The sequence below is a fragment of the Companilactobacillus huachuanensis genome, from assembly GCF_005404815.1.
GTDB classification, from domain to species: Bacteria; Bacillota; Bacilli; order Lactobacillales; family Lactobacillaceae; genus Companilactobacillus; species Companilactobacillus huachuanensis.
The window spans coordinates 1-20,172 of the sequence record NZ_BJDF01000002.1 but is presented as its reverse complement, the minus strand read 5'-3'; the positions used below and the strand labels follow the sequence as shown (position 1 = coordinate 20,172).

Annotated in this window: 18 protein-coding genes; 11 read left to right on the top strand and 7 right to left on the bottom strand. The window is 36.4% G+C overall.

Going from position 1 to position 20,172, the window contains the following annotated elements:
- The first annotated feature begins 7 nt into the window (after positions 1 to 7).
- The 6 genes from dprA (at position 8) to FFM71_RS01225 (ending at position 6,806) form a co-directional block, all read left to right on the top strand.
- On the top strand, positions 8 to 826 hold the full coding sequence (gene dprA, locus FFM71_RS01250) for a DNA-processing protein DprA (RefSeq protein ID WP_137610376.1): 819 nt from the start codon (positions 8 to 10) through the stop codon (positions 824 to 826).
- A 112-nt stretch (positions 827 to 938) separates the two neighbouring features.
- Positions 939 to 3,026, top strand: coding sequence for a type I DNA topoisomerase (gene topA, locus FFM71_RS01245; protein ID WP_137610375.1), 2,088 nt, complete (start codon positions 939 to 941; stop codon positions 3,024 to 3,026).
- The gene (gene xerC / locus FFM71_RS01240) at positions 3,026 to 3,925 is read left to right on the top strand and encodes a tyrosine recombinase XerC (RefSeq protein WP_137610374.1); all 900 of its coding nucleotides are present in this window, start codon (positions 3,026 to 3,028) and stop codon (positions 3,923 to 3,925) included. The genes topA and xerC overlap by 1 nt, the downstream gene beginning before the upstream one ends.
- A 15-nt stretch (positions 3,926 to 3,940) precedes the next feature.
- Positions 3,941 to 4,465, top strand: coding sequence for an ATP-dependent protease subunit HslV (gene hslV / locus FFM71_RS01235; RefSeq protein ID WP_137610373.1), 525 nt, complete (start codon positions 3,941 to 3,943; stop codon positions 4,463 to 4,465).
- An 18-nt stretch (positions 4,466 to 4,483) separates the two neighbouring features.
- Positions 4,484 to 5,917, top strand: coding sequence for an ATP-dependent protease ATPase subunit HslU (gene hslU / locus FFM71_RS01230; protein WP_137610372.1), 1,434 nt, complete (start codon positions 4,484 to 4,486; stop codon positions 5,915 to 5,917).
- A 10-nt stretch (positions 5,918 to 5,927) separates the two neighbouring features.
- On the top strand, positions 5,928 to 6,806 hold the full coding sequence (locus FFM71_RS01225; RefSeq protein WP_137610371.1) for an aldose 1-epimerase family protein: 879 nt from the start codon (positions 5,928 to 5,930) through the stop codon (positions 6,804 to 6,806).
- A gap of 89 nt (positions 6,807 to 6,895) precedes the next feature.
- Here FFM71_RS01225 and FFM71_RS01220 read toward each other — a convergent pair whose 3' ends face one another.
- The 3 genes from FFM71_RS01220 to plsY all read right to left on the bottom strand — a co-directional run bounded on the left by FFM71_RS01220 (position 6,896) and on the right by plsY (position 9,609).
- Entirely contained in the window at positions 6,896 to 7,858 is a 963-nt protein-coding gene (locus FFM71_RS01220) for a hypothetical protein (RefSeq protein WP_137610370.1), read from the bottom strand.
- A gap of 299 nt (positions 7,859 to 8,157) precedes the next feature.
- A complete protein-coding gene (locus FFM71_RS01215; RefSeq protein ID WP_171000433.1) occupies positions 8,158 to 8,859 on the bottom strand; it encodes a DUF3862 domain-containing protein in 702 nt (233 codons plus the stop codon).
- Between the two features lie 114 nt (positions 8,860 to 8,973).
- Positions 8,974 to 9,609 (bottom strand): glycerol-3-phosphate 1-O-acyltransferase PlsY, encoded by a 636-nt coding sequence (plsY, locus tag FFM71_RS01210; RefSeq protein WP_137610368.1) that lies wholly within the window; start codon positions 9,607 to 9,609, stop codon positions 8,974 to 8,976.
- Between the two features lie 208 nt (positions 9,610 to 9,817).
- On the opposite strand from plsY, the gene parE reads away from it, so the two are divergent.
- The 5 genes from parE (at position 9,818) to rbsU (ending at position 17,503) form a co-directional block, all read left to right on the top strand.
- Positions 9,818 to 11,821, top strand: coding sequence for a DNA topoisomerase IV subunit B (gene parE, locus FFM71_RS01205; RefSeq protein WP_137610367.1), 2,004 nt, complete (start codon positions 9,818 to 9,820; stop codon positions 11,819 to 11,821).
- 10 nt (positions 11,822 to 11,831) lie between these two features.
- A complete protein-coding gene (parC, locus tag FFM71_RS01200) occupies positions 11,832 to 14,273 on the top strand; it encodes a DNA topoisomerase IV subunit A (protein WP_137610366.1) in 2,442 nt (813 codons plus the stop codon).
- Between the two features lie 93 nt (positions 14,274 to 14,366).
- Complete coding sequence (locus tag FFM71_RS01195) at positions 14,367 to 15,335, top strand: LysR family transcriptional regulator (RefSeq protein WP_137610365.1); 969 nt, start codon at positions 14,367 to 14,369, stop codon at positions 15,333 to 15,335.
- A gap of 15 nt (positions 15,336 to 15,350) precedes the next feature.
- Positions 15,351 to 16,289 (top strand): manganese-dependent inorganic pyrophosphatase, encoded by a 939-nt coding sequence (locus tag FFM71_RS01190; RefSeq protein ID WP_137610364.1) that lies wholly within the window; start codon positions 15,351 to 15,353, stop codon positions 16,287 to 16,289.
- 323 nt (positions 16,290 to 16,612) lie between these two features.
- Entirely contained in the window at positions 16,613 to 17,503 is an 891-nt protein-coding gene (gene rbsU / locus FFM71_RS01185) for a ribose/proton symporter RbsU (RefSeq protein WP_137610363.1), read from the top strand.
- A gap of 248 nt (positions 17,504 to 17,751) precedes the next feature.
- Here rbsU and FFM71_RS01180 read toward each other — a convergent pair whose 3' ends face one another.
- The 4 genes from FFM71_RS01180 to FFM71_RS13865 all read right to left on the bottom strand — a co-directional run bounded on the left by FFM71_RS01180 (position 17,752) and on the right by FFM71_RS13865 (position 20,094).
- A complete protein-coding gene (locus FFM71_RS01180) occupies positions 17,752 to 18,321 on the bottom strand; it encodes an LOG family protein (protein WP_137610362.1) in 570 nt (189 codons plus the stop codon).
- Positions 18,322 to 18,332: 11 nt separating this feature from the next.
- Positions 18,333 to 19,160 carry a phage integrase N-terminal SAM-like domain-containing protein gene (locus FFM71_RS01175; protein WP_137610361.1) on the bottom strand — a complete coding sequence of 276 codons (828 nt, stop codon included), beginning with the start codon at positions 19,158 to 19,160 and terminating at the stop codon, positions 18,333 to 18,335.
- Positions 19,161 to 19,252: 92 nt separating this feature from the next.
- Complete coding sequence (locus FFM71_RS01170) at positions 19,253 to 19,732, bottom strand: PTS sugar transporter subunit IIA (protein ID WP_137610360.1); 480 nt, start codon at positions 19,730 to 19,732, stop codon at positions 19,253 to 19,255.
- Between the two features lie 236 nt (positions 19,733 to 19,968).
- Positions 19,969 to 20,094, bottom strand: coding sequence for an AraC family transcriptional regulator (locus FFM71_RS13865; RefSeq protein WP_171000432.1), 126 nt, complete (start codon positions 20,092 to 20,094; stop codon positions 19,969 to 19,971).
- Positions 20,095 to 20,172: the final 78 nt, after the last annotated feature.

Sequence of the window (20,172 nt, the reverse complement as noted above, 5' to 3'; positions counted from 1 at the left end):
TTTTCTTATGACAAAATTGACAGATTTCTTAATCAGATGCAGAATGACTGGCATGATGTCCAATCAGATAATGCTAAATATTATTAAAATTTCAATAAATAGTGCTAATCTAGAATCTGAGGCGTGCAATTTTTTGAAAACTGTTTGGAATCATGGAAAATATAACCAGTTTCTACTATTATTAGAACGTTTGCCAAAAGTTTTACCACCGGCAATCAATTATCTGGATGATGAGTATCCGCAACTATTAAGAACTATTTATAATCCACCCGCGCTCTTGTTTTTTTCAGGAAAGATTGCTTTACTTAAAACTGATTGTATTGCCATCGTTGGTGCACGCAAAGCGACAGATTACAGCTTTCGTTGCATTGGCGGGCTTGTCCCACGTTTAGTAAATCGTTATACTATTGTGAGCGGTTTAGCAAGAGGCGTTGATTCTTTTGCGCATCAACATACGTTGAAGAATCACGGACAGACAATCGCTGTCACTGGCTGTGGTCTAGATTTGGTTTATCCTCCAGAAAATCTTGATTTACAGCAACAAATTATGAATAATGGTCTGGTAATCAGTGAATATCCGCCACAAATGCCCGCTGATCGGTTCCATTTCCCCCAAAGAAATCGGATCATTGCGGGTTTGAGTCAAAAAGTTATCATAACTGAAGCTAGGAAAAGAAGCGGTTCTTTAATTACTGCTAGTTTAGCTTTAGAAAATAATCGTGAGGTTCTGGCGATTCCTGGTCCAATCGATCGACCTTTGTCTGTTGGTTGTAACCGGTTAATTGAAGAAGGAGCCACACCGCTGATCAACTTTAATAATTTATAAAATCAAGGCGTCATTTTGAAGAGATATATTTTCTTTTCAATTGACAAAATTAAAAATCTGTGATTAATATATTGACAGTTTTACTTGATCCATTTGAAAGGAGCACCTTTACGTGCCATCAACTAAGCAGAAGAATTTGGTGATTGTTGAATCACCTTCAAAAGCAAAAACTATCGAAAAATATTTGGGACGTAATTATCACGTAGTTGCCAGTTTGGGTCACGTTCGTGATTTACCTAAGAGTCAGATGGGTGTCGACATCGAACATGACTACGAACCAAAGTACATTTCTATTCGTGGTAAAGGTCCAGTTATTAAAGATCTTAAAAAAGAAGCCAAAAAAGCCAAACGAGTTTATCTGGCAGCCGATCCGGATCGTGAAGGAGAAGCCATTGCTTGGCATGTTTCACATTTACTTGGTCTTGAAGATGACGGTAAAAATCGTGTGGTATTTAACGAAATTACCAAAGATACCGTCAAACAAGCTTTCAAATCACCTCGTTCAATCGATATGAATCTCGTCGATGCTCAACAAGCACGTCGGGTGTTAGATCGATTAGTGGGTTACTCAATTTCTCCAATCCTTTGGGCTAAAGTAAAAAAAGGCCTTAGCGCTGGCCGTGTTCAATCTATTGCTTTAAAACTAGTAATTGAACGTGAAAATGACATTAAGAAATTTATACCTGAAGAATATTGGACAATTGAATCAGTTTTTAAACATAATAAAGATAAATTTAAAGCTAATTTTTACGGATTGAACGGTAAGAAAGCTGAGTTAAAAGACAATGCTCAAGTTCAAGAAGTATTAGGTAAAATTGATAAGAAAAAAGATTTTAACATTGATAAGGTCACAAAAAAAGAACGTAAACGTATGCCTGCCGCACCGTTTACAACTAGTTCTTTGCAACAAGAAGCTAACAAACGTTTAAACTTCAAGACTCGTAAGACTATGATGATTGCTCAACAATTATATGAAGGAATCAACTTGGGTCGTAAGGAAGGTACCGTTGGTTTAATTACTTATATGCGTACTGATTCCAAGCGTATCTCTAAAGTAGCCGAAGCAGAAGCTTCTAAGTTCATTCATGAAGAGTTTGGTGAACCTTTTGCTATTGTCAAAGAACGTAAGGACAAAAACCAAGAAGGTGCACAAGATGCCCATGAGGCTATCCGTCCATCTTCAGTTTTCCGTACACCAGCTTCACTTAAAGAAATCCTTAGTCGTGATCAATTCCGTTTGTACAGCTTGATTTGGTCAAGATTTGTTGCCAGTCAAATGACACCAGCTGTTTTTGATACGATGACAGTTGATTTGTCACAAAATGGTGTGATGTTCAGAGCTAATGGTTCAAAAATCAAGTTTGAGGGATACCGTAAGGTTTACCAAAGCACATCAGACACTTCAAAGAAGGACAACATCCTTCCTGAACTAAATGAAGGTGACGATGCTCAGCTACAAACTAATGATCCGGCTCAACATTTCACACAGCCACCTGCAAGATTTACCGAAGCATCCTTAGTCAAAGCTTTGGAAGAAAATGGTGTTGGTCGTCCATCAACTTATGCGCCAACAATTGATACGATTCAACGTCGTTATTACGTCAAATTGAACGGTAAGAGTTTTGAACCAACTGAATTAGGAGAAATCGTTGATAATTTAATTCAAGATTATTTCCCTGATATCGTTAATATTGACTTTACCGCTCATTTGGAAGACGAGCTTGATGAGATTGAAGAAGGTAAGGAAGATTGGGTCAAAGTCGTTGACCATTACTACAAACCTTTTGCTAAAGAGCTTGAATCTGCTGAAGATACAATTGAAAAGGTCCAGATCAAAGATGAACCAGCTGGCATGGATTGTGATATCTGTGGAGCACCAATGGTTATCAAGATGGGCCGTTATGGTAAGTTCTATGCTTGTTCACGTTTTCCAGATTGTCGTAATACTAAGCCAATCGTTAAGGAAATCGGTGTTGTTTGTCCTAAATGTAAAAAAGGCCAAGTTATTGAAAGAAAATCTAAGAAGAACCGTATTTTCTTTGGTTGTTCAAGATATCCTGACTGTGACTTTGTTTCATGGGATAAACCAATTAATCGTGATTGTCCAAAAGATGGCCATTACCTAGTTGAAAAGAAAGTTAAGGGTGGTCGTCAAGTAATTTGTCCAAACGGAGATTATGAAGAGGATATTCAAAAGTAATGAAAGAAAAAAAATTAATCGATAAATTTGTTGATAATTTAATGATTAATCATCGCTACTCGGAAGAAACAAAAAAATCTTATTTAGAAGATATAGATAATTTTGTTTCTTTTTTAAACCAAAATGGTGGATTTGATGGTTTCACTAAGGTGACGCGAATCGATGTCGATACATATTTGACATATTTAGACGAAAAAAACTATGCAGATGAAACGATTGCACGTAGAATCTCCGCATTGCGGTCTTTTTACAACTTCTTAGTAAAGAATAAATTCATCAAGGCAAATCCCTTTGATTTAGTCCAATTGCGTCATAAGGGCCGTAAATTGCCTCATTTCTTTTATGAAAAAGAGATGACCCAATTGTTTGACGCAGTTAAAGGGGATGACCCACTTTCACAAAGAAATTCAGCTTTATTAGAATTGCTCTATGCCACTGGCATGCGAGTGAGTGAATGTGCTAATCTATTACTAGATCAACTAGACTTTTCTAATGAGATAGTTTTGATTCATGGTAAAGGTGACAAGGACCGATATGTGCCTTTTGGAAGCTATGCTAAAAGTGCATTGGAAACCTATTTTGATCAAGGTAGAAAGACGTTGATGCTTAAAAACCATCAAGATCATGAGTATGTTTTTGTAAATAGTCGTGGCAATAATTTGACTAGTCGTGGAATCGAATATATTTTGGATCAGATAATCAAGAAAACAAGCTTGACATCTGACATACATCCGCATATGATACGTCATACATTTGCCACACACATGCTTGATCATGGTGCCGATTTGCGGACAGTTCAAGAACTACTGGGACACTCCAGTCTCTCAACGACGCAAATTTACACCCATGTGACAATGGAACATTTACAAAATGATTATAAGAAATATTTTCCAAGATAAGAGGAAGGTAAATAAATGACTACAATAGTTGCTGTTAAACATGATGGTCACACTGCAATTGCAGGTGATGGTCAAGTTACATTAGGTGAAAAATACATTATGAAGGGCTCAGCTCACAAGGTTAGAAGAATCTTTGATGACCAAGTTATCATTGGATTTGCCGGTGGTGTTGCTGACGCTATTACGCTTCAAGATTGGCTAGAAAAAAAGCTCAAAGCATATTCAGGTAACTTGAAACGTGCTGCAGTTGAACTAGCTCAAGACTGGCGCAAAGATCCAACTTTGCAAAAGCTAGAAGCAATGTTGATTGCTATGGATAAGGATGATCTATTACTTATTTCCGGTAGTGGTGAAGTGATTGAACCTGACGAAGATGTTGTTTCTATTGGTTCTGGTGGTAATTTTGCTCAGGCAGCAGCCATCGCTATGCAACGTCATTCTGAAGATATGGATGCTGAACAAATTGCCGTTGAAGCAATTAAGATTGCATCAAGTATTGATATTTTTACAAACGAAAATATTATTTCCGATAAATTTTAGAGTGGAGATTAGTAATAAATGGACACATTAACCCCAAAAGAAATTGTTGCTAAACTAGATGATTATATTATTGGTCAAACAGATGCTAAGAAGGCTGTAGCGATTGCTTTATATAACCGTTATCGCCGAATGCAAGTACCAGAAAAGTTACAGGCTGAAATTACACCAAAGAATTTATTAATGATTGGACCTACTGGTGTTGGTAAAACTGAAATTGCTCGTCGCTTGGCAAAAATTGTCAATGCACCTTTCGTTAAGGTCGAAGCAACTAAGTTTACTGAAGTCGGTTACGTTGGTCGTGACGTTGAATCAATGGTTCGTGATTTGGTGAGTGTTGCAGTTTCAATGGTTGAAAAAGAAAGAATTGACGAAATCAGACCAGAAGTTCGCCGTGATGTTGACAAAAAATTGGTCAAATTGCTTGCTCCTGGTGTAAAAAAGGCACAACGTCAAAATAATAGTAATGACATTTTAAATATGTTTACTAATGCTCAAAATGGTCAATCCTTAGGCAATATCTTCAGTAATGCTGAAACAGTGGATGAGGATCCTGATGCTAATGCTGAAGTGACTGACGAAGTACGTAACAGACGTTTGTCAGTTAAAGAACAACTTGATAATGGTTTACTTGAAGATGAAGAAGTAACAATTCATGTTGAGGAATCGAAAAAAGTTGGTGCAATGGGCGATCAAATGGGCCAAATGGGTATCGATATGTCAGGGATGATGGATTCTTTGGTACCTAAGAAAACTATCACTAGAACCTTGCCAGTTAAAGAGGCTCGTGAATTGTTGATTCAACAGGAATCACAAAAACGTATCGATCATGACGAAATTTACCAAAAGGCTATCGAAAGAACTCAAAATAACGGTATTATCTTTATTGATGAGTTTGATAAGATTGCTGCCGGTGACAAACGTAATTCTGGTGAAGTTTCTCGTGAAGGTGTGCAACGTGATATCTTACCTATCGTTGAAGGTTCACAAATTGCAACAAAATATGGTCCCGTTGATACGGATCACATCTTGTTTATTGCTTCAGGTGCTTTTGCCGAAAGTAAACCTAGTGATTTGATTGCTGAACTTCAAGGACGTTTTCCAATTCGTGTTGAGTTGAACGACTTGACTGAGGACGATTTCATTCAAATCTTAACAAAGCCAGATAATGCTTTAACAAAACAGTATGTAGCGCTTACAAGGGCAGATGGAATACATTTAACTTTTACTAAAGAATCTGTCGAAGAGATTGCAAAAATTGCATTTGAATTGAATAATAGTAATCAGAATATCGGTGCGAGACGCCTTTCTACTGTCTTGGAAAAAATCTTGGCAGATATTTTGTATGAAGGACCTGATATGCAAATGGGTGATATTACCATTACTCGTGAATATGTACACGAACAAGTTGGTAAGATTGCTGCAGATCAAGATCTTTCACGTTATATTCTTTAGGGGGAAAAACATGACAGTTTATCAATTGAAGAACGACTTTTTAACATTGAAGGTTAATTCACTAGGTGCTGAAATGAACAGCATCGTGAATAACGAAGATTCAGAATTTATCTGGCAAGCAGATCCAAAAGTTTGGGGACGCCATGCACCAGTATTGTTCCCAATCGTTGGACGTTTAAAGGATGACCATTACTTTGTTGATGGTAAAGAATACAAGATGACACAACATGGTTTTGCCCGTGACCAAGAATTCGCTCTTGAATCACAAACAGACTCAAAATTAGTTTTGAGTTTAACTACAAGTGAAGCAAGTCTTGCTAAGTATCCATATCACTTCAAGTTGAGAATTGTTTATCAACTAGTTAAGGGTACTGTTCAAATTTCTTACCTAGTTGACAGTTTGGAAGAATCAGAAGATATGTACTTCTCAATTGGTGCACATCCTGGTTTTGAAGTTCCTTTTGACAAGGGCCTTAACTTCGAAGATTATAAAGTTACAGTTGATCCAGCTGAAACAAGAACTCACATTCCAATCGATAACCATTTAGTAGATTTAAATGGTGAGACAAAAGTTGAGAATCAAAATTTCCCAATGACACGTGATTACTTTGTTGATGATGCTGTAGTTTATCGTTTGAACGAACCAGCTGAGGTAACAATTGCTAGTGATAAGTCAGAACACAAGTTAACACTTGATACAGGTAATGCTAAATTCTTCGGTATGTGGTCAACATATCCCGATGAAAATGGTAAGTTTATGTGTATTGAACCATGGTGGGGACTTGCAGATAAGACTGATTCAGATAACAATCTTAAGAATAAGTATGCGATTAACAAATTGGCTCCTAAGGAACAATTTGAGGCTTACTTCAGTGTATCAGTTAAGTAAATTAATCGAAAAGCTCAACATCTTTTAAAGATGTTGAGCTTTTTTTGACCGATATTTTGATGCAGATTTAATCAAATCAATTTTTGGATTCAAAGCATACATTTTTTTAATGTTGGTAAGGAGACGTTCTCATGATAATTCTTTTTGAGATATTCTTGAATTTCAGAAATCGTATTATATTGATCGGATAGGGACTTGATAAATTTTTTTGCTTCCACTGTGAGTTGACCTCTGGATGATTTAGTTTTTCTAAATTTACCACTAAATTTTTGAAGCTCATTAAGACTGGGGTCCTTTACGAATTTCAACTTTATTTTTGGTTCCTGATTGGTTGGTAAAGGACTTTTTGTAACATCTAAATTTGATTCATTTTGATTATTTAACTCGTTATTTTTTTGTTCCAATTCATGTTGCAATGAACTGATAGTCAAAACCAAATCAGCTGTTACTTTTTGATATTGTTCAATCTTATCTTCATAGGATTTGATACGAGCTAACATTGTGTCGAGTTCTTTTTTTGTCCAAACGATAGCATTATTGCTTAGACTGATATAACCTAAAGTGTCATTTTCGTGAAATTGTATTGGTTTGATTGGTCCAGTAGGTGTGTCTTCAAAAGTAGCATAGGGAATATTTTTGAAATAGCCTTTTGTATGAACAGTGTAGGACTTGGTAGTTTCATGGAGAGTGATTTTAACATCTTCAATAAAAGAAGAAATGATTTTAATCAATTTGTCTTTATCTTTGTAATGAATTATTAATAGGGGGATGTTATTTTTATTACAGTAGTTCAAACGGGCGGTTCCATTGGCGCTTAATCTTCTTAGGGCTTCTTGAACATTATTAGTGCTACTTTTAGCCTTGTAATGTTGTGAACCGTTATATTCAATGATTGCCAGAAAACCGTTGATATTTAACGAAAAATCAACAGGTAGTAGTACATTTTCGGCCTTGCTGATTAGGTTTGGAAATGTTCGTTCACGATCAAAGATTATGTTCATGCTATTTAAAATTCCGATAATCTGTGATTCCGGACCCGATGGCTGTTCCATGATAATGCCTCCTCAATAAACTAATTTTATTTTATAAGAGGTGGTCTAGACTAGTCTAATTAAAACCCTTCAAAAGTCCCTAGAAAACGTTTGAATAGATATGGTTTTTAGCTTTATGAAATATTTGATTAATTATATGATTACGGGTGATTCTTGTGAAATATGCCATCTCCAAATTAATGAATTTGCGATAAGATATAACTTTTTGCCTAATAAAAATAAGAGTGACAATCCCAAACTTGGATTATCACTCTTATTTGATTTAATATTGCAATATTTATGTTAAGTGGAAACGGTGGTTATTTCATCCCTGTCTGACTTTTGCCACTAACAGTACCATTGGTGAAGTTAACGACAAAATTTGCTCCAGTGTTACCAGAGACGCCAGAAGAGTACGTATAGCTCTTAGATGTCTTATCTGAATTGAATGACTCACTGTAACCGTTTGGTTTACCAACATTGGTTAGGATAGTATCTTCCTGCATTCCATTTTGAACCGAACTATATGCGTCCAAACCTAGTTTCTCGGAACGAACGACCTTAAGACCACTGATAGCCTTGCTTATTGCATGTCCGTTGACAAAGTTAACTGTAAGATTAGAGCCTAAGTCACCATTTTCAATATTGTTCCAAGTATTTATTTCAGTTTTGGCGTTATTAGCCGTTGAGGTCGAAGTACTTGATGGCTTGCCTAACAGACGTTGTACAGTAGCGATTGGGGTACCACTAGATTCATTAAGAAAGATGCCACTGTATTGGGCAAAAGTAACGTCAGTTTTTTTAGATGTGCTTTTCTTTTTAGTCTTCTTTGATTTGGACACTTTACTAGTCTGATGAAATGGGCCGGTTGAAGTCATTTTCATTCCGGCAACCCCGCTACCAGCTAGGATAAGAACAACAACAATTGTCCAAAACCACCAGCTTTTATAGAAATGCTTTTTTTTATGTTTTAAAGAACGGCGGTATTCCGATCTTGTAGGCAAATTATTATTATAGTCCATAATCGACCCCTCCCCGAGTTGATGGTACTTTACTATCATTTTATCAGTAACCACGTATAAAAGCGCTTTTAAATACAAAAAAAGCAAAACTATTTTTAGTTTTGCTTGGGGAAATTACTTATCAGATTTTTCTTGAGCCTTCTGTCGTTGCTGCTTCTTATACTGCAATCCAATTGGAACCAGGTTCTCTTGACCTTTAAGCAGTCGCTTAATATTGGGAATATGACGATAATAAATAATTACGGTAACGATCACGGCGACGGTTGTTAGGATCCAATCATGTAAGAATAGCGTGGAAATAGCAAAGAATAGGACGGTTGTCAAACTAGCAACACTTACCATACTTGTGATATAAACGATTGAAGCTAACACAATAAAGCAAATCACGAATAGCAATGGATTGTAAGCTAATAGAATTCCGGCACTGGTTGCAACGGCTTTTCCACCTCGAAATTTCAAGAAGATCGAGTAACAGTGGCCGATAACAGCACAAATTCCGACAAATAAAATCAAATGACGATCAAGTCCAAAAAAGACAGGCATCAAAGCCCCCAGAGTTCCCTTCAAGATATCGATCACTAAAACAACAGTTCCAGCAAATTTACCAAGGACTCGGTAGGCATTAGTAGTTCCAACATTTCCACTACCGTATTCAAAAATATTCTTGTGGAAGAAAAATTTTGCAATAATATAAGCGGTTGGAAATGAGCCAATTAGATAGGCTAAAATTGCACAAATGAGAAGTTTCATTAAAAAATCACTCTCTCAGCTTTATTTTTTGGTATATTGTAACTCTATGGTGTTTTAACAAGAATTATAAATACCAACCTAGACATTATCCACTATTTTGACTAAAAATAAAAGATTTCTCTTGTATGCGAACGTATATTCGTATACTGTAAATAGTGTTATAATACTAGAATATCGGATTAGTAGTAAATGAAAAGGAATGATATAAATGCCAAAATCATCTTATGATGATTCGTCAATTCAAATCCTTGAAGGATTAGAAGCTGTACGAAAAAGACCTGGTATGTACATTGGTTCCACTGATTCACGTGGATTACATCACCTTGTCTATGAAATTGTTGATAACGCGGTTGATGAAGCTTTATCAGGATTTGGTAAAGAAATCAACGTTTCAATCAACAAAGATAGCAGTATCACTGTAGTTGACCATGGACGTGGGATGCCAACAGGGATGCACGCTTCTGGAAAACCAACTATTGAAGTTATCCTTACAGTGCTTCACGCTGGTGGTAAATTCTCAGAAAATAGTTACAAAACGTCTGGTGGTCTGCATGGTGTTGGTTCATCAGTCGTGAATGCTTTATCGGAGTGGATGACTGTTCGAGTTGTTCGTGAAGGCAAAGTATATGAAGAACGCTTTGAAAATGGTGGTCACCCAGTTGGAACTTTGAAGAAAACTGGTACTACTAAAGAAGGCAATGGTACAACAATTAGCTTTAAACCTGATAAGAGTATTTTTCAGACAACAAAGTTTAATTACGATACGCTTTCTGAACGTTTACGTGAATCAGCATTCTTGCTTAAGGGTGTTAAGTTCACTATTACTGACAAACGTGGCGAGGAAGAAAAACAAGAAGTTTTCCATTATGAAGACGGAATCCAATCATTCGTTAAGTATTTGAATGAAGATAAAGATACGCTTGGCGGCATCTTCTATATTGAAGGTGAGAATTCCAATATGGAAATCGAATTTTCAGGTCAATACAATGATGGGTACTCTGAAAATATTATCTCCTTCGTTAATAACGTACGTACTGCTGATGGTGGGACACATGAAGCTGGAATGAAATCCGGTTTAACTAAAGCCTTCAACGACTATGCTCGTAAAGTTGGTTTGTTGAAGGAAAACAGTAAGAATCTTGAGGGTAGCGATGTCCGCGAAGGATTATCAGCAATTATTTCCGTGCGTATTCCTGAAGAGATCTTACAGTTTGAAGGTCAAACTAAGGGTAAGCTTGGAACTCCTCAAGCTCGGTCAGCTGTTGATCAACTAGTTTACGAACAAATGAGTTTCTACTTGTTGGAGAACGGCGAGCAAGCTCAAATGTTAGTTAAGAAAGCTTTGAAAGCTCGTGAAGCTCGAGATGCTGCTAGAAAAGCTCGTGAAAGTACTCGTAGTGGTAAGAAAAACAAAAAGACTGACGGTCTTTTGTCTGGTAAGTTAACACCTGCTCAGTCGAAAAACTCCGATAAGAACGAATTATTCTTAGTCGAGGGTGACTCTGCCGGTGGATCAGCTAAGCAAGGTCGAGATCGAAAGTTCCAAGCTATATTGCCATTGCGTGGGAAAGTTTTAAATACACAAAAGGCTAAGCTAGAAGATATTTACAAAAACGAAGAAATCAATACGATGATCTATACGATCGGTGCTGGTGTGGGGGCGGACTTTAACCTTGAAGACCGCAACTACGACAAAGTTATTATTATGACCGATGCTGATGATGATGGATCACATATTCAAATCCTTTTGTTGACCTTCTTCTATCGCTACATGCGTCCCTTAGTTGAGTCAGGCCATGTTTATATTGCTTTGTCACCTCTTTACAAGCTTCAAAAAGGTAAGGGTGCTAAGACTCAAATTAAGTACGCTTGGACTCCAGATGAATTAAAAGCTGGAATCGCAAAAATGGGTAAAGGCTATGACTTGCAACGATTCAAGGGTCTTGGTGAAATGAATGCCGACCAGTTATGGAAGACAACTATGGATCCAGAAAATCGTATTTTGATTCGAGTTAATATCGATGATGCAGCCTTAGCTGAACGTCGAGTAACTACACTGATGGGTGACAAAGTTAAGCCACGTCGTGACTGGATCGAAAATAATGTTCGCTTCAATGGTACCGAAGAAGGGGACAATATTTTGGAAAAGGTTGATGATGAAACAGATCCCATCGATAGTAAAATCGTTGACGATTTATTGAATAAGGAATAGGTGATAAATAGTGACTGAAAATTCTCCTAAAATTCAAGATATCTCGCTCGAAAAAATCATGGGAGATCGATTTGCGAGATATTCAAAATCAATTATTCAAGAGCGAGCTTTGCCAGATATTCGTGATGGTTTAAAACCGGTTCAACGAAGAATTTTGTATTCAATGTTTTTGGATGGCAATACTTATGACAAAGGCTTTAGAAAGTCGGCCAAGGGTGTTGGTAATGTCATGGGTAATTTTCACCCCCATGGTGATTCATCAATCTATGAAGCCATGGTTCGTTTGTCTCAAGACTGGAAATTACGTAATCCCTTAATTGAAATGCACGGTAATAACGGTTCAATGGATGGTGATCCACCGGCCGCCATGCGTTATACCGAAGCACGTTTAAGTAAAATTTCTGGTGAAATGTTACGTGATATCAATAAAGATACCGTTGATGAAGAATGGAACTTTGATGATACTGAAAAGGAACCAAAGGTTTTACCTGCCCGCTTTCCTAACTTATTAGTTAATGGTGCAACTGGAATTTCTGCAGGCTATGCGACTGAAATTCCACCACATAACTTGGGTGAGGTCATTGATGCTACAATCAAAATGATTGATAAGCCTGACGTTACGTTGGATGAACTCATGCAAATTGTTAAGGGTCCTGATTTTCCAACAGGCGGTATCCTACAAGGTAAAGATGGTATCAGGGATGCTTATCGTACCGGTCGCGGAAAAGTTTACTTGAGATCTAAGACTAATATTCAAGAGATTCGTGGTCACAAGTCACAGATAGTGATTACTGAGATCCCTTATGAGGTTAATAAAGCACTATTAGTTAAAAAGATGGATGAAATGCGTGTTTTGAAGCGCGTTGACGGTATTGCTGAAGTTCGTGACGAAAGTGACCGTCAAGGTCTGTCAATTGTTGTTGAGTTGAAACGGGATGTAGATGCTAATGGTATTTTGAATTACCTCTTCAAAAATACCGATTTACAAATTTCATACAACTTTAACATGGTTGCAATTGCTGACATGCGTCCTCAACAGGTCGGTTTAGTTCAAATACTGAAGGAATATATTAAACATCAAGAGGACGTCGTCTTACGTCGTAGTCAATTTGACTTGGCAAAAGCTAAGAAACGTCTGCACATTGTCGAAGGTTTAATTAAGGCCTTGTCAATTTTGGATAAAGTTATTAAGACCATCCGTGGCAGTAAAAACAAGTCTGATGCAAAAAATAATTTAGTAAAAGAGTATCAATTTACTGAAGAACAAGCTGAAGCCATTGTTTCCCTACAACTTTATCGTTTAACTAATACCGATGTTACTGAGTTACAAAAAGAAGACAAAGGTCTCAGAAGTCAAATTACATCATTGAATAAAATTATTGATGATCATGCTACTTTGACCAAAGTAATCAAAAAAGAAATTTTGGAAGTCCGTAAGAATTATGCTGATGACCGTCGAACTAAGATTCAAGATAAGGTCGAAGAAATTGAAGTTGATACTCGTGTCATGGTTGCGAGTGAAGATGTTCGTTTGCTAGTTAGTCATGATGGCTATGTTAAGCGAAGCAGTTTACGTTCTTATCAAGCATCAACGGGAGACAACAACGGATTGAAAGACGAAGATTATCCAATTATTGATGAAAACGTCAATACGTTGGATCACTTGTTTGTCTTTACTGACAAAGGGAATTTGATCTATCGACAAATCTTTGAAATTGAAGATAGTCGTTGGAAAGATATGGGTTCGCATTTGTCTCAAGAAATTGGACTGGATGCGGATGAATCGATTCTAAAAGCCTTTGTTTTCAAGGATTTGAAAGAAACTGGCAATTTTTTGGCAGCAACATCAGAAAATTACATCAAACAAGTTGCATTCAGTGATCTCATGCCTGGACGAACATATAAATCTCGGGCTTCAAAATATTGTAAGTTGAAATCAGCTGATGCTCGAGTAATGGATATCTATTATGTGCCAGTTGATGCAAGCAACTTGATCTATGTCTTTACAAAACACTCATATGCTTCAGCGTTCCCAATTACCGAGGTACCTGTTGTTAGTGGTAAAGCTATCGGTGTTAAATTCGTTAGTCTAAAAGATGACGATGCCATAGCCGGATACTTTATGGCCACTGATGAAAATGATAAGATTGCAGTTTTGACGCAACGTGGTTCATATAAACAAATGAAACTGTCAGAAATTCCAGTTACAAGCCGTGCTCGTCGTGGTGTCTTAACGTTGCGTGAATTGAAACGCCAGCCACATCGAATTACTCTTGTAACAAATGTTTCCAATGAAATGGACATTTCAGTTATTACCGATACAAATAAACAAATTGAAATTGATCGAGCAAGTCATCAAAGTACTGATCGCTATTCTAATGGATCCTTCGTTATGGACCCAGCAATCGATGGTAATCCAGTGAGATTTGTGAAAGAAATTGCAGAAAAATAATAATATAAACGGCATAGATTAATTTAATATAGTATTATTAACTTATTGAATATATTATTTTTTACTTCACAAATACCTAGGAGGATTCTTTTATTGCTGGACGAAAAATCAAGAAGGGTCTTTAGCTCCAAAGCTTTAAACTATTTTGACGAACTAACTAAGAATATGAGTTATACGAAAACGGCACAGTTATTAGGAATAACGCAGCCTGCTTTGACACAACAGATCAAAAAAATCGAACGTGTCGTTGGTGCACCATTGTTTTACAGTGTTGGAAAGAAGATTTATTTAACCGATGCCGGAACGTCATTGCTCAAAGCAACACATCAGATGTTTGATCTGATCAATAATGTAACAGATCACATTCAACAAGCTTCTTCAGAAAAAAGCGGTACAATCAGTATTGGATTACTTTCAACAGCTGAATCAATCGTAATTGAAGACTTTATTGTTGAATACAATCGTATCAACCCTAATGTTGTGATCGATTTAAATCTTTTGACACGTAAGGAACTTTGGGACAATATTCAGAATAACCAAATTGATATGGCTATCATGTATTTGCCTGATAAAAATATCAAAAGTTGGAAAATTTACAAGTCTAAAAAGATTATCAGTGATAATATTATGTTGATTCATAATAATGAAAAATTCAGTAAGAGAGAATCCGTTTGTTACAAGGACGCTATCAGTAAGCCTTGGGCTACTTATTTGAAAACTTACTATTTTTCAGAGTTGTTACGGGAACGACTTAGGGATGCATTAGTTGATGATCCACAAGTTGTTGCCAGATTCTCTTCACCGTATCAACTTTTGAAGTTTGCTCAAGAGTCAGAAGACGTTTATACGGTTCTACCATTGAGTTTTTGTATTGCACATCAATCAATGTTTAAACTTTATCAAACACCACTTGAACCGGCCATATCAAGTGATTTATCATTTGTATATCGGGAAGATAAAGAGAAGATTCCACGAATTCAAGAATTTTTGAGTGAGTGGGATAACTTCTTAGATAAAGTGAGTTATATTGATCGGCTTAAATCTTCAAGAAAAATTTTATAAAGGGGTATAGTACACATGCCAAAGGAAAAAGAATTAGTATTTGGACACAAGAATCCTGATACAGATGCTGTTTCAGCAGCTATTGCTTATTCATATCTACAAAATAAATTAGGTTACAACACTGAAGCTGTTGCTTTAGGTGAACCTAACCTAGAGACAAAGTTTGTTTACGATCATTTCAATGTTAAGTATCCACGTATTATTTCAGCCATTAATGGTGAGGTTAAGAAAGTTATGCTTGTTGATCACAACGAAGAACAACAAAGTGTTTCTGACATCAGAGACGTTGAAGTTACCCACGTTGTTGACCATCACCGTATTGCTAACTTTGAAACTAAATTGCCATTATATTATCGTGCTGAACCAGTTGGTTGTGTAAGTACAATTATCTGGGAGATGTACCTTGAAGATGAAATCGAGATTCCTAGTCAAATTGCTGCTATCATGGCCTCATCGATCATTTCAGATACATTACTATTGAAATCACCAACAACTACAGAAGTTGACCGTGATGCTTTGAAGAGTCTTTCTGAAACTGCTGGTATCGATTATGAATCATATGGTCTTGAAATGTTAAAGGCTGGTACTAACTTAGACAGCAAGACAACCCAAGAACTTATCGACATGGATGCCAAGAGTTTTGATATGAATGGTACAAATGTCCGTGTTGCTCAAGTAAATACAGTTGACGTTAACGATACTTTGAAACGTGAAGATGACTTTGTTAATGATATTAAGGCTGAAAATGACAAGAATGGCTATGGATTATTTGTATTATTGATCACTAACATTCTTACAAGTGACACAACTGGTATTATCATCGGTACTGATGATGCAGTTGCCAAGTTTGAAACAGCTCTAAATACTAAAGTTTCAGATAATAAAGCTGCTTTACCTGGTGTTGTATCACGTAAGAAGCAAGTTGTTCCTCCACTAACAGAACAATTTGATTAATTAAATTATGAAAGCAGCTTCATTCAGAAGCTGAAAATAAACCCTCAATTTCTAATGAATTGAGGGTTTATTTTTTTTGGATTTCGTTGAAATCGACTATTTCTATTTGTCTTAATAGGCTAAGATTAACTCATGCGGTTTATTATCAAGACTCTGGTTAAGAAATTAAAAAATAATCAGTGAAAGATGAGTAATAAATATTATGTAAATCTTGAAAACGTATTCGTCTTTCTGATATAATACTTGCATTGTCCAAAAACCAATTTTACTTTGGTGAGTCCGATTGGTTTTAATTCGAGAGTTTCAAAAGGGAGTTTTAATTAATGAATGCATTAAATCTATTAATTGGTCTTATGCCAATGATTGGATGGGGACTATTCCCAATCTTAACCGGTAAATTCGGTGGTAAGCCAGTTAATCAAATTTTGGGAACAACTTATGGTACCTTGATTTTTGCCATTATAGTTGCCTTAGTTCGCCAGACACCAATGTTGACGGGAAAAGCCTTTCTATTTACCTTTTTATCAGGTGTTTTTTGGTCAGCAGGTCAAATCTTAGTATTTTATGCTTTCGCGGAGATGGGTGTTTCTAGAACCATGCCAGTTTCAACTGGCTTCCAATTGGTTGGAGCTTCACTTTGGAGTGTTATCGTGCTAGGTGAGTGTGCGACAGGTAATGCCAAGTTAATTGGTTTCTCAGCTATCATTTTGATCATCTTCGGTGTTTGGTTAACGACATATAGTGAGAAAAAGCTGCCCAAAGAAGATGGCGGGATGAATGCTGTTAAAGGTGTTTTGCTAGTAGCCTGTGCTGAAATTGGTTATCTTGGTTACTCAGCATTCCCACAAGCAATCAGCGTCAGTGGCTTCTCGGCTTTCCTACCACAAGCTTTAGGTATGACGGTAGTCGCAACAGTCTTTGCCGTTGCTACGAAGGGTAATCGTGCTGAAAAGCCATTTAAAACAAGGAGTTCATATACTAATATTGTTAGTGGTTTCTTCTTTGCCTTTGCTGCTTTAACTTACTTGATCTCAGCAAGACCTTCCGTTAATGGTTTAGCAACTGGCTTCATCCTTTCGCAGATGAATGTTGTTATTGCCACACTTGGTGGAATTTATGTCTTACATGAAAAGAAAACAAAAAAAGAAATGGGCTTTATCTTAAGTGGTTTAGTCCTAGTTGTAATTGCTGGTAGTGTTACGACGTTATTATAATAATAAGCAAACAAAAACACGTTGGAAATTGATTCCAACGTGTTTTTGTTATATATCAGAGAGTTTTTAGGTTGATTGGTCTATTTTATTAACTATACAAAATTGGGAGGATATTTATTTTATGTAGTATTAATGAGAAAATCACATTTTCATGTATATCTAAGGAGTATATTTCGTCAGATATTTTCTATCTATCTGACGGTTAGAATATAACTCCTTTTTAAATACTAGTTAAATAATATGCTCAATTATTTCTCGTAATTTCTTAATGTTGGAGGCGTATATGATTTGATAAATTCACCAATTTCTGGTAGGGAATCGCTGAATAGCAAGGTCTTACGGGTTTGTTCCTCCATAAAACCTTTGGCAGTCATTGAGTCGAAGAAACTTGCCAATTCGTCATAATAGTTGTCAACGTTATAGAAGATACAAGGATTAGTGCTGTCACCAACAATCGTCCAAGAGAAAGCCTCAGAGATTTCCTCTAACGTTCCCGGACCACCTGGCAGAGCAATATTAGCTACCGAGTCATTCAACATAGCCTGCTTGCGTTCGGACATATCAGAAACGATATCCAGTTTGGATAGGGTATTATGTGATAGCTCACGACTAGCTAATTCTTTGGTAATAATACCGTGGACAAAGCCGTTATTCTCTAAGACACTGTCAGCGACAACGCCCATTAAACCGAAACGTCCACCACCGTATGTTAAACCATAATTATTTTCGACGATCCACTGGCCTAACTTTTTGGCGCCAAGTGAATAAATTTCATCATTACCTGTGGCAGCACCACAGTATACTGCAATATTTTCCATAGTTTCACTTTCTATATATCAAAATTTGTCTCACGCTTAAGGCGACGATAGTACATTAATGACGGTGTATCTAATGCATCCAGTGACCGTTGCTGATCAGCGGTTAAGTCGTGGGTACTTAATGCTAGGAGAATGAAGGTCGTATAGAGTTTCTTAGGTGACAAGTCCAAACTAGTTGCTTCACTATCTCGTTTAAGGTCACGATGAATGGCTGGAATAGTCAATAGCGGTGTATTGGCCCCGCGATTACGACTTAAGAATAGATTATCATTATTCCAATATGAGCGATATGGTTCGATGTACGTTTTGTATAAATTTAAGAATTCCTTTTCAGCATCATCGAATTGAACTTGATTGAACTTCTGATAGAAATCAGGTGCCATAGCTTCCTTATAATTGAAACCTTTCGCTATGATCAGAATTAATAAACGAGTGTAGATACTTAAATTAGTTTTTAAATAGTAGGGGAGCTTTAAAAAGACCACTACAGGAAAGTCTGACTGTTTTGGTACTGTGACACTAGTGATAGTTAAAGTGGGAATCTCGGACGTTTTTTTGACGCTGAAGAGGTATTTAAAATAGACGTTGAGATTACTGATGACTTTGTTAATAGTACTGGCCGATAGGTGTAAATTATCAATCATAAAATTCTTAAATAATCTAACATCCATTTCGTGAACATCTTTGATATCTTCAGAAATTTTATAATCATTATTATGTTGAATCGTGAAGTTGAAAAAATCGTTCAGAGAGTTCATATATTCCGTATGAGCCTTGGGTGAAATATGTCTGGTCTTCAAATATGCATCAAAGCCAGCTAAGTAAGGAATCTTTACCATGTTAAAACCTCCTTTTGTTATATTAATTATACATTTTGAAAACTTTTAGGTAAAAAAAAAGCTAGGGAATCCCCTAACTCAGATAATTTACTCTATTTGACATCAATTTTAAGAACGTCATCACCAGTATTAACAGATTTTTCATCAAAGTCACCCATATCTTTAACAGCATCAGAATTAGTTATGATTGCCATAATAGAGGTTTCTTTGCCTGAATCCTTAATTTGTTGAAGATCCATAGTTGCCAGTTTTTGACCAGTTTTAACAGTGTCACCTTCACTAACGAAGACCTCAAAAGGTTTACCTTTTAATTCAACTGTATCAATACCTAAGTGCAACATTACTTCCAGACCATGGTCACTAGTAATCATTAAAGCATGCTTTGTTGGAAAAACAGTTCCGATAATTCCGCCGATTGGAGCAACAATTTCATTAGCACTAGGATTAACAGCAAATCCATCGCCCATAAGTTTTTGTGAGAAAACTGGATCACTGACTTTATCCAAATGAATCAGTTCACCCTTTGCTGGAGCAACGAATTCGTCAACCTTTTTTCTAGAGAACAATCCCATTTTAATCTTCCTCCTTGAAATACTTAGCAATATAATGAGTGACAAATGATCTCTTTGACGCCAAAAAAGGTTTAAATTGAAGTCGCTGTAATTAATTGAATTACGAAACTCCTCAAAGAACGATTTCGAAACTGTCATTGTGAACCAAAACCACGATATAAAATTGCTAATGCGCTTACATTATACGCGTTAATACAATTATAGATAAAATATCGTATTTTGCAAGAGTTGTTAAGCTATCTATGTCTAGATGAATCACGATATTCTAGAGGAGTTTGTTGAAAATGTTTCTTAAAGAGAGTGTTGAAATAAGTATCACTGTTAAAGCCACACCGATTCGCGAGGCTGCTGAAAAAGTCCATAAGATATTTATAATGTTTTTTAAGCATCCAGTTATGGGTGCTTTTTTGATATAATCCACTTAATGAGGTAGATGACTA

What these genes read in the sequence shown, in the direction of transcription:
- FFM71_RS01220 (WP_137610370.1), bottom strand. Translation starts at nt 7,858, where the DNA reads ATGGAACAGCCATCGGGTCCGGAATCACAGATTATCGGAATTTTAAAT.
- hslU (WP_137610372.1), top strand. Translation starts at nt 4,484, where the DNA reads ATGGACACATTAACCCCAAAAGAAATTGTTGCTAAACTAGATGATTAT.
- xerC (WP_137610374.1), top strand. Translation starts at nt 3,026, where the DNA reads ATGAAAGAAAAAAAATTAATCGATAAATTTGTTGATAATTTAATGATT.
- FFM71_RS01175 (WP_137610361.1), bottom strand. Translation starts at nt 19,160, where the DNA reads ATGGTAAAGATTCCTTACTTAGCTGGCTTTGATGCATATTTGAAGACC.
- hslV (WP_137610373.1), top strand. Translation starts at nt 3,941, where the DNA reads ATGACTACAATAGTTGCTGTTAAACATGATGGTCACACTGCAATTGCA.
- FFM71_RS01170 (WP_137610360.1), bottom strand. Translation starts at nt 19,732, where the DNA reads ATGGGATTGTTCTCTAGAAAAAAGGTTGACGAATTCGTTGCTCCAGCA.
- FFM71_RS01215 (WP_171000433.1), bottom strand. Translation starts at nt 8,859, where the DNA reads ATGGACTATAATAATAATTTGCCTACAAGATCGGAATACCGCCGTTCT.
- FFM71_RS01225 (WP_137610371.1), top strand. Translation starts at nt 5,928, where the DNA reads ATGACAGTTTATCAATTGAAGAACGACTTTTTAACATTGAAGGTTAAT.
- FFM71_RS13865 (WP_171000432.1), bottom strand. Translation starts at nt 20,094, where the DNA reads ATGGACTTTTTCAGCAGCCTCGCGAATCGGTGTGGCTTTAACAGTGAT.
- parE (WP_137610367.1), top strand. Translation starts at nt 9,818, where the DNA reads ATGCCAAAATCATCTTATGATGATTCGTCAATTCAAATCCTTGAAGGA.
- dprA (WP_137610376.1), top strand. Translation starts at nt 8, where the DNA reads ATGACAAAATTGACAGATTTCTTAATCAGATGCAGAATGACTGGCATG.
- FFM71_RS01180 (WP_137610362.1), bottom strand. Translation starts at nt 18,321, where the DNA reads ATGGAAAATATTGCAGTATACTGTGGTGCTGCCACAGGTAATGATGAA.
- FFM71_RS01190 (WP_137610364.1), top strand. Translation starts at nt 15,351, where the DNA reads ATGCCAAAGGAAAAAGAATTAGTATTTGGACACAAGAATCCTGATACA.
- plsY (WP_137610368.1), bottom strand. Translation starts at nt 9,609, where the DNA reads ATGAAACTTCTCATTTGTGCAATTTTAGCCTATCTAATTGGCTCATTT.
- rbsU (WP_137610363.1), top strand. Translation starts at nt 16,613, where the DNA reads ATGAATGCATTAAATCTATTAATTGGTCTTATGCCAATGATTGGATGG.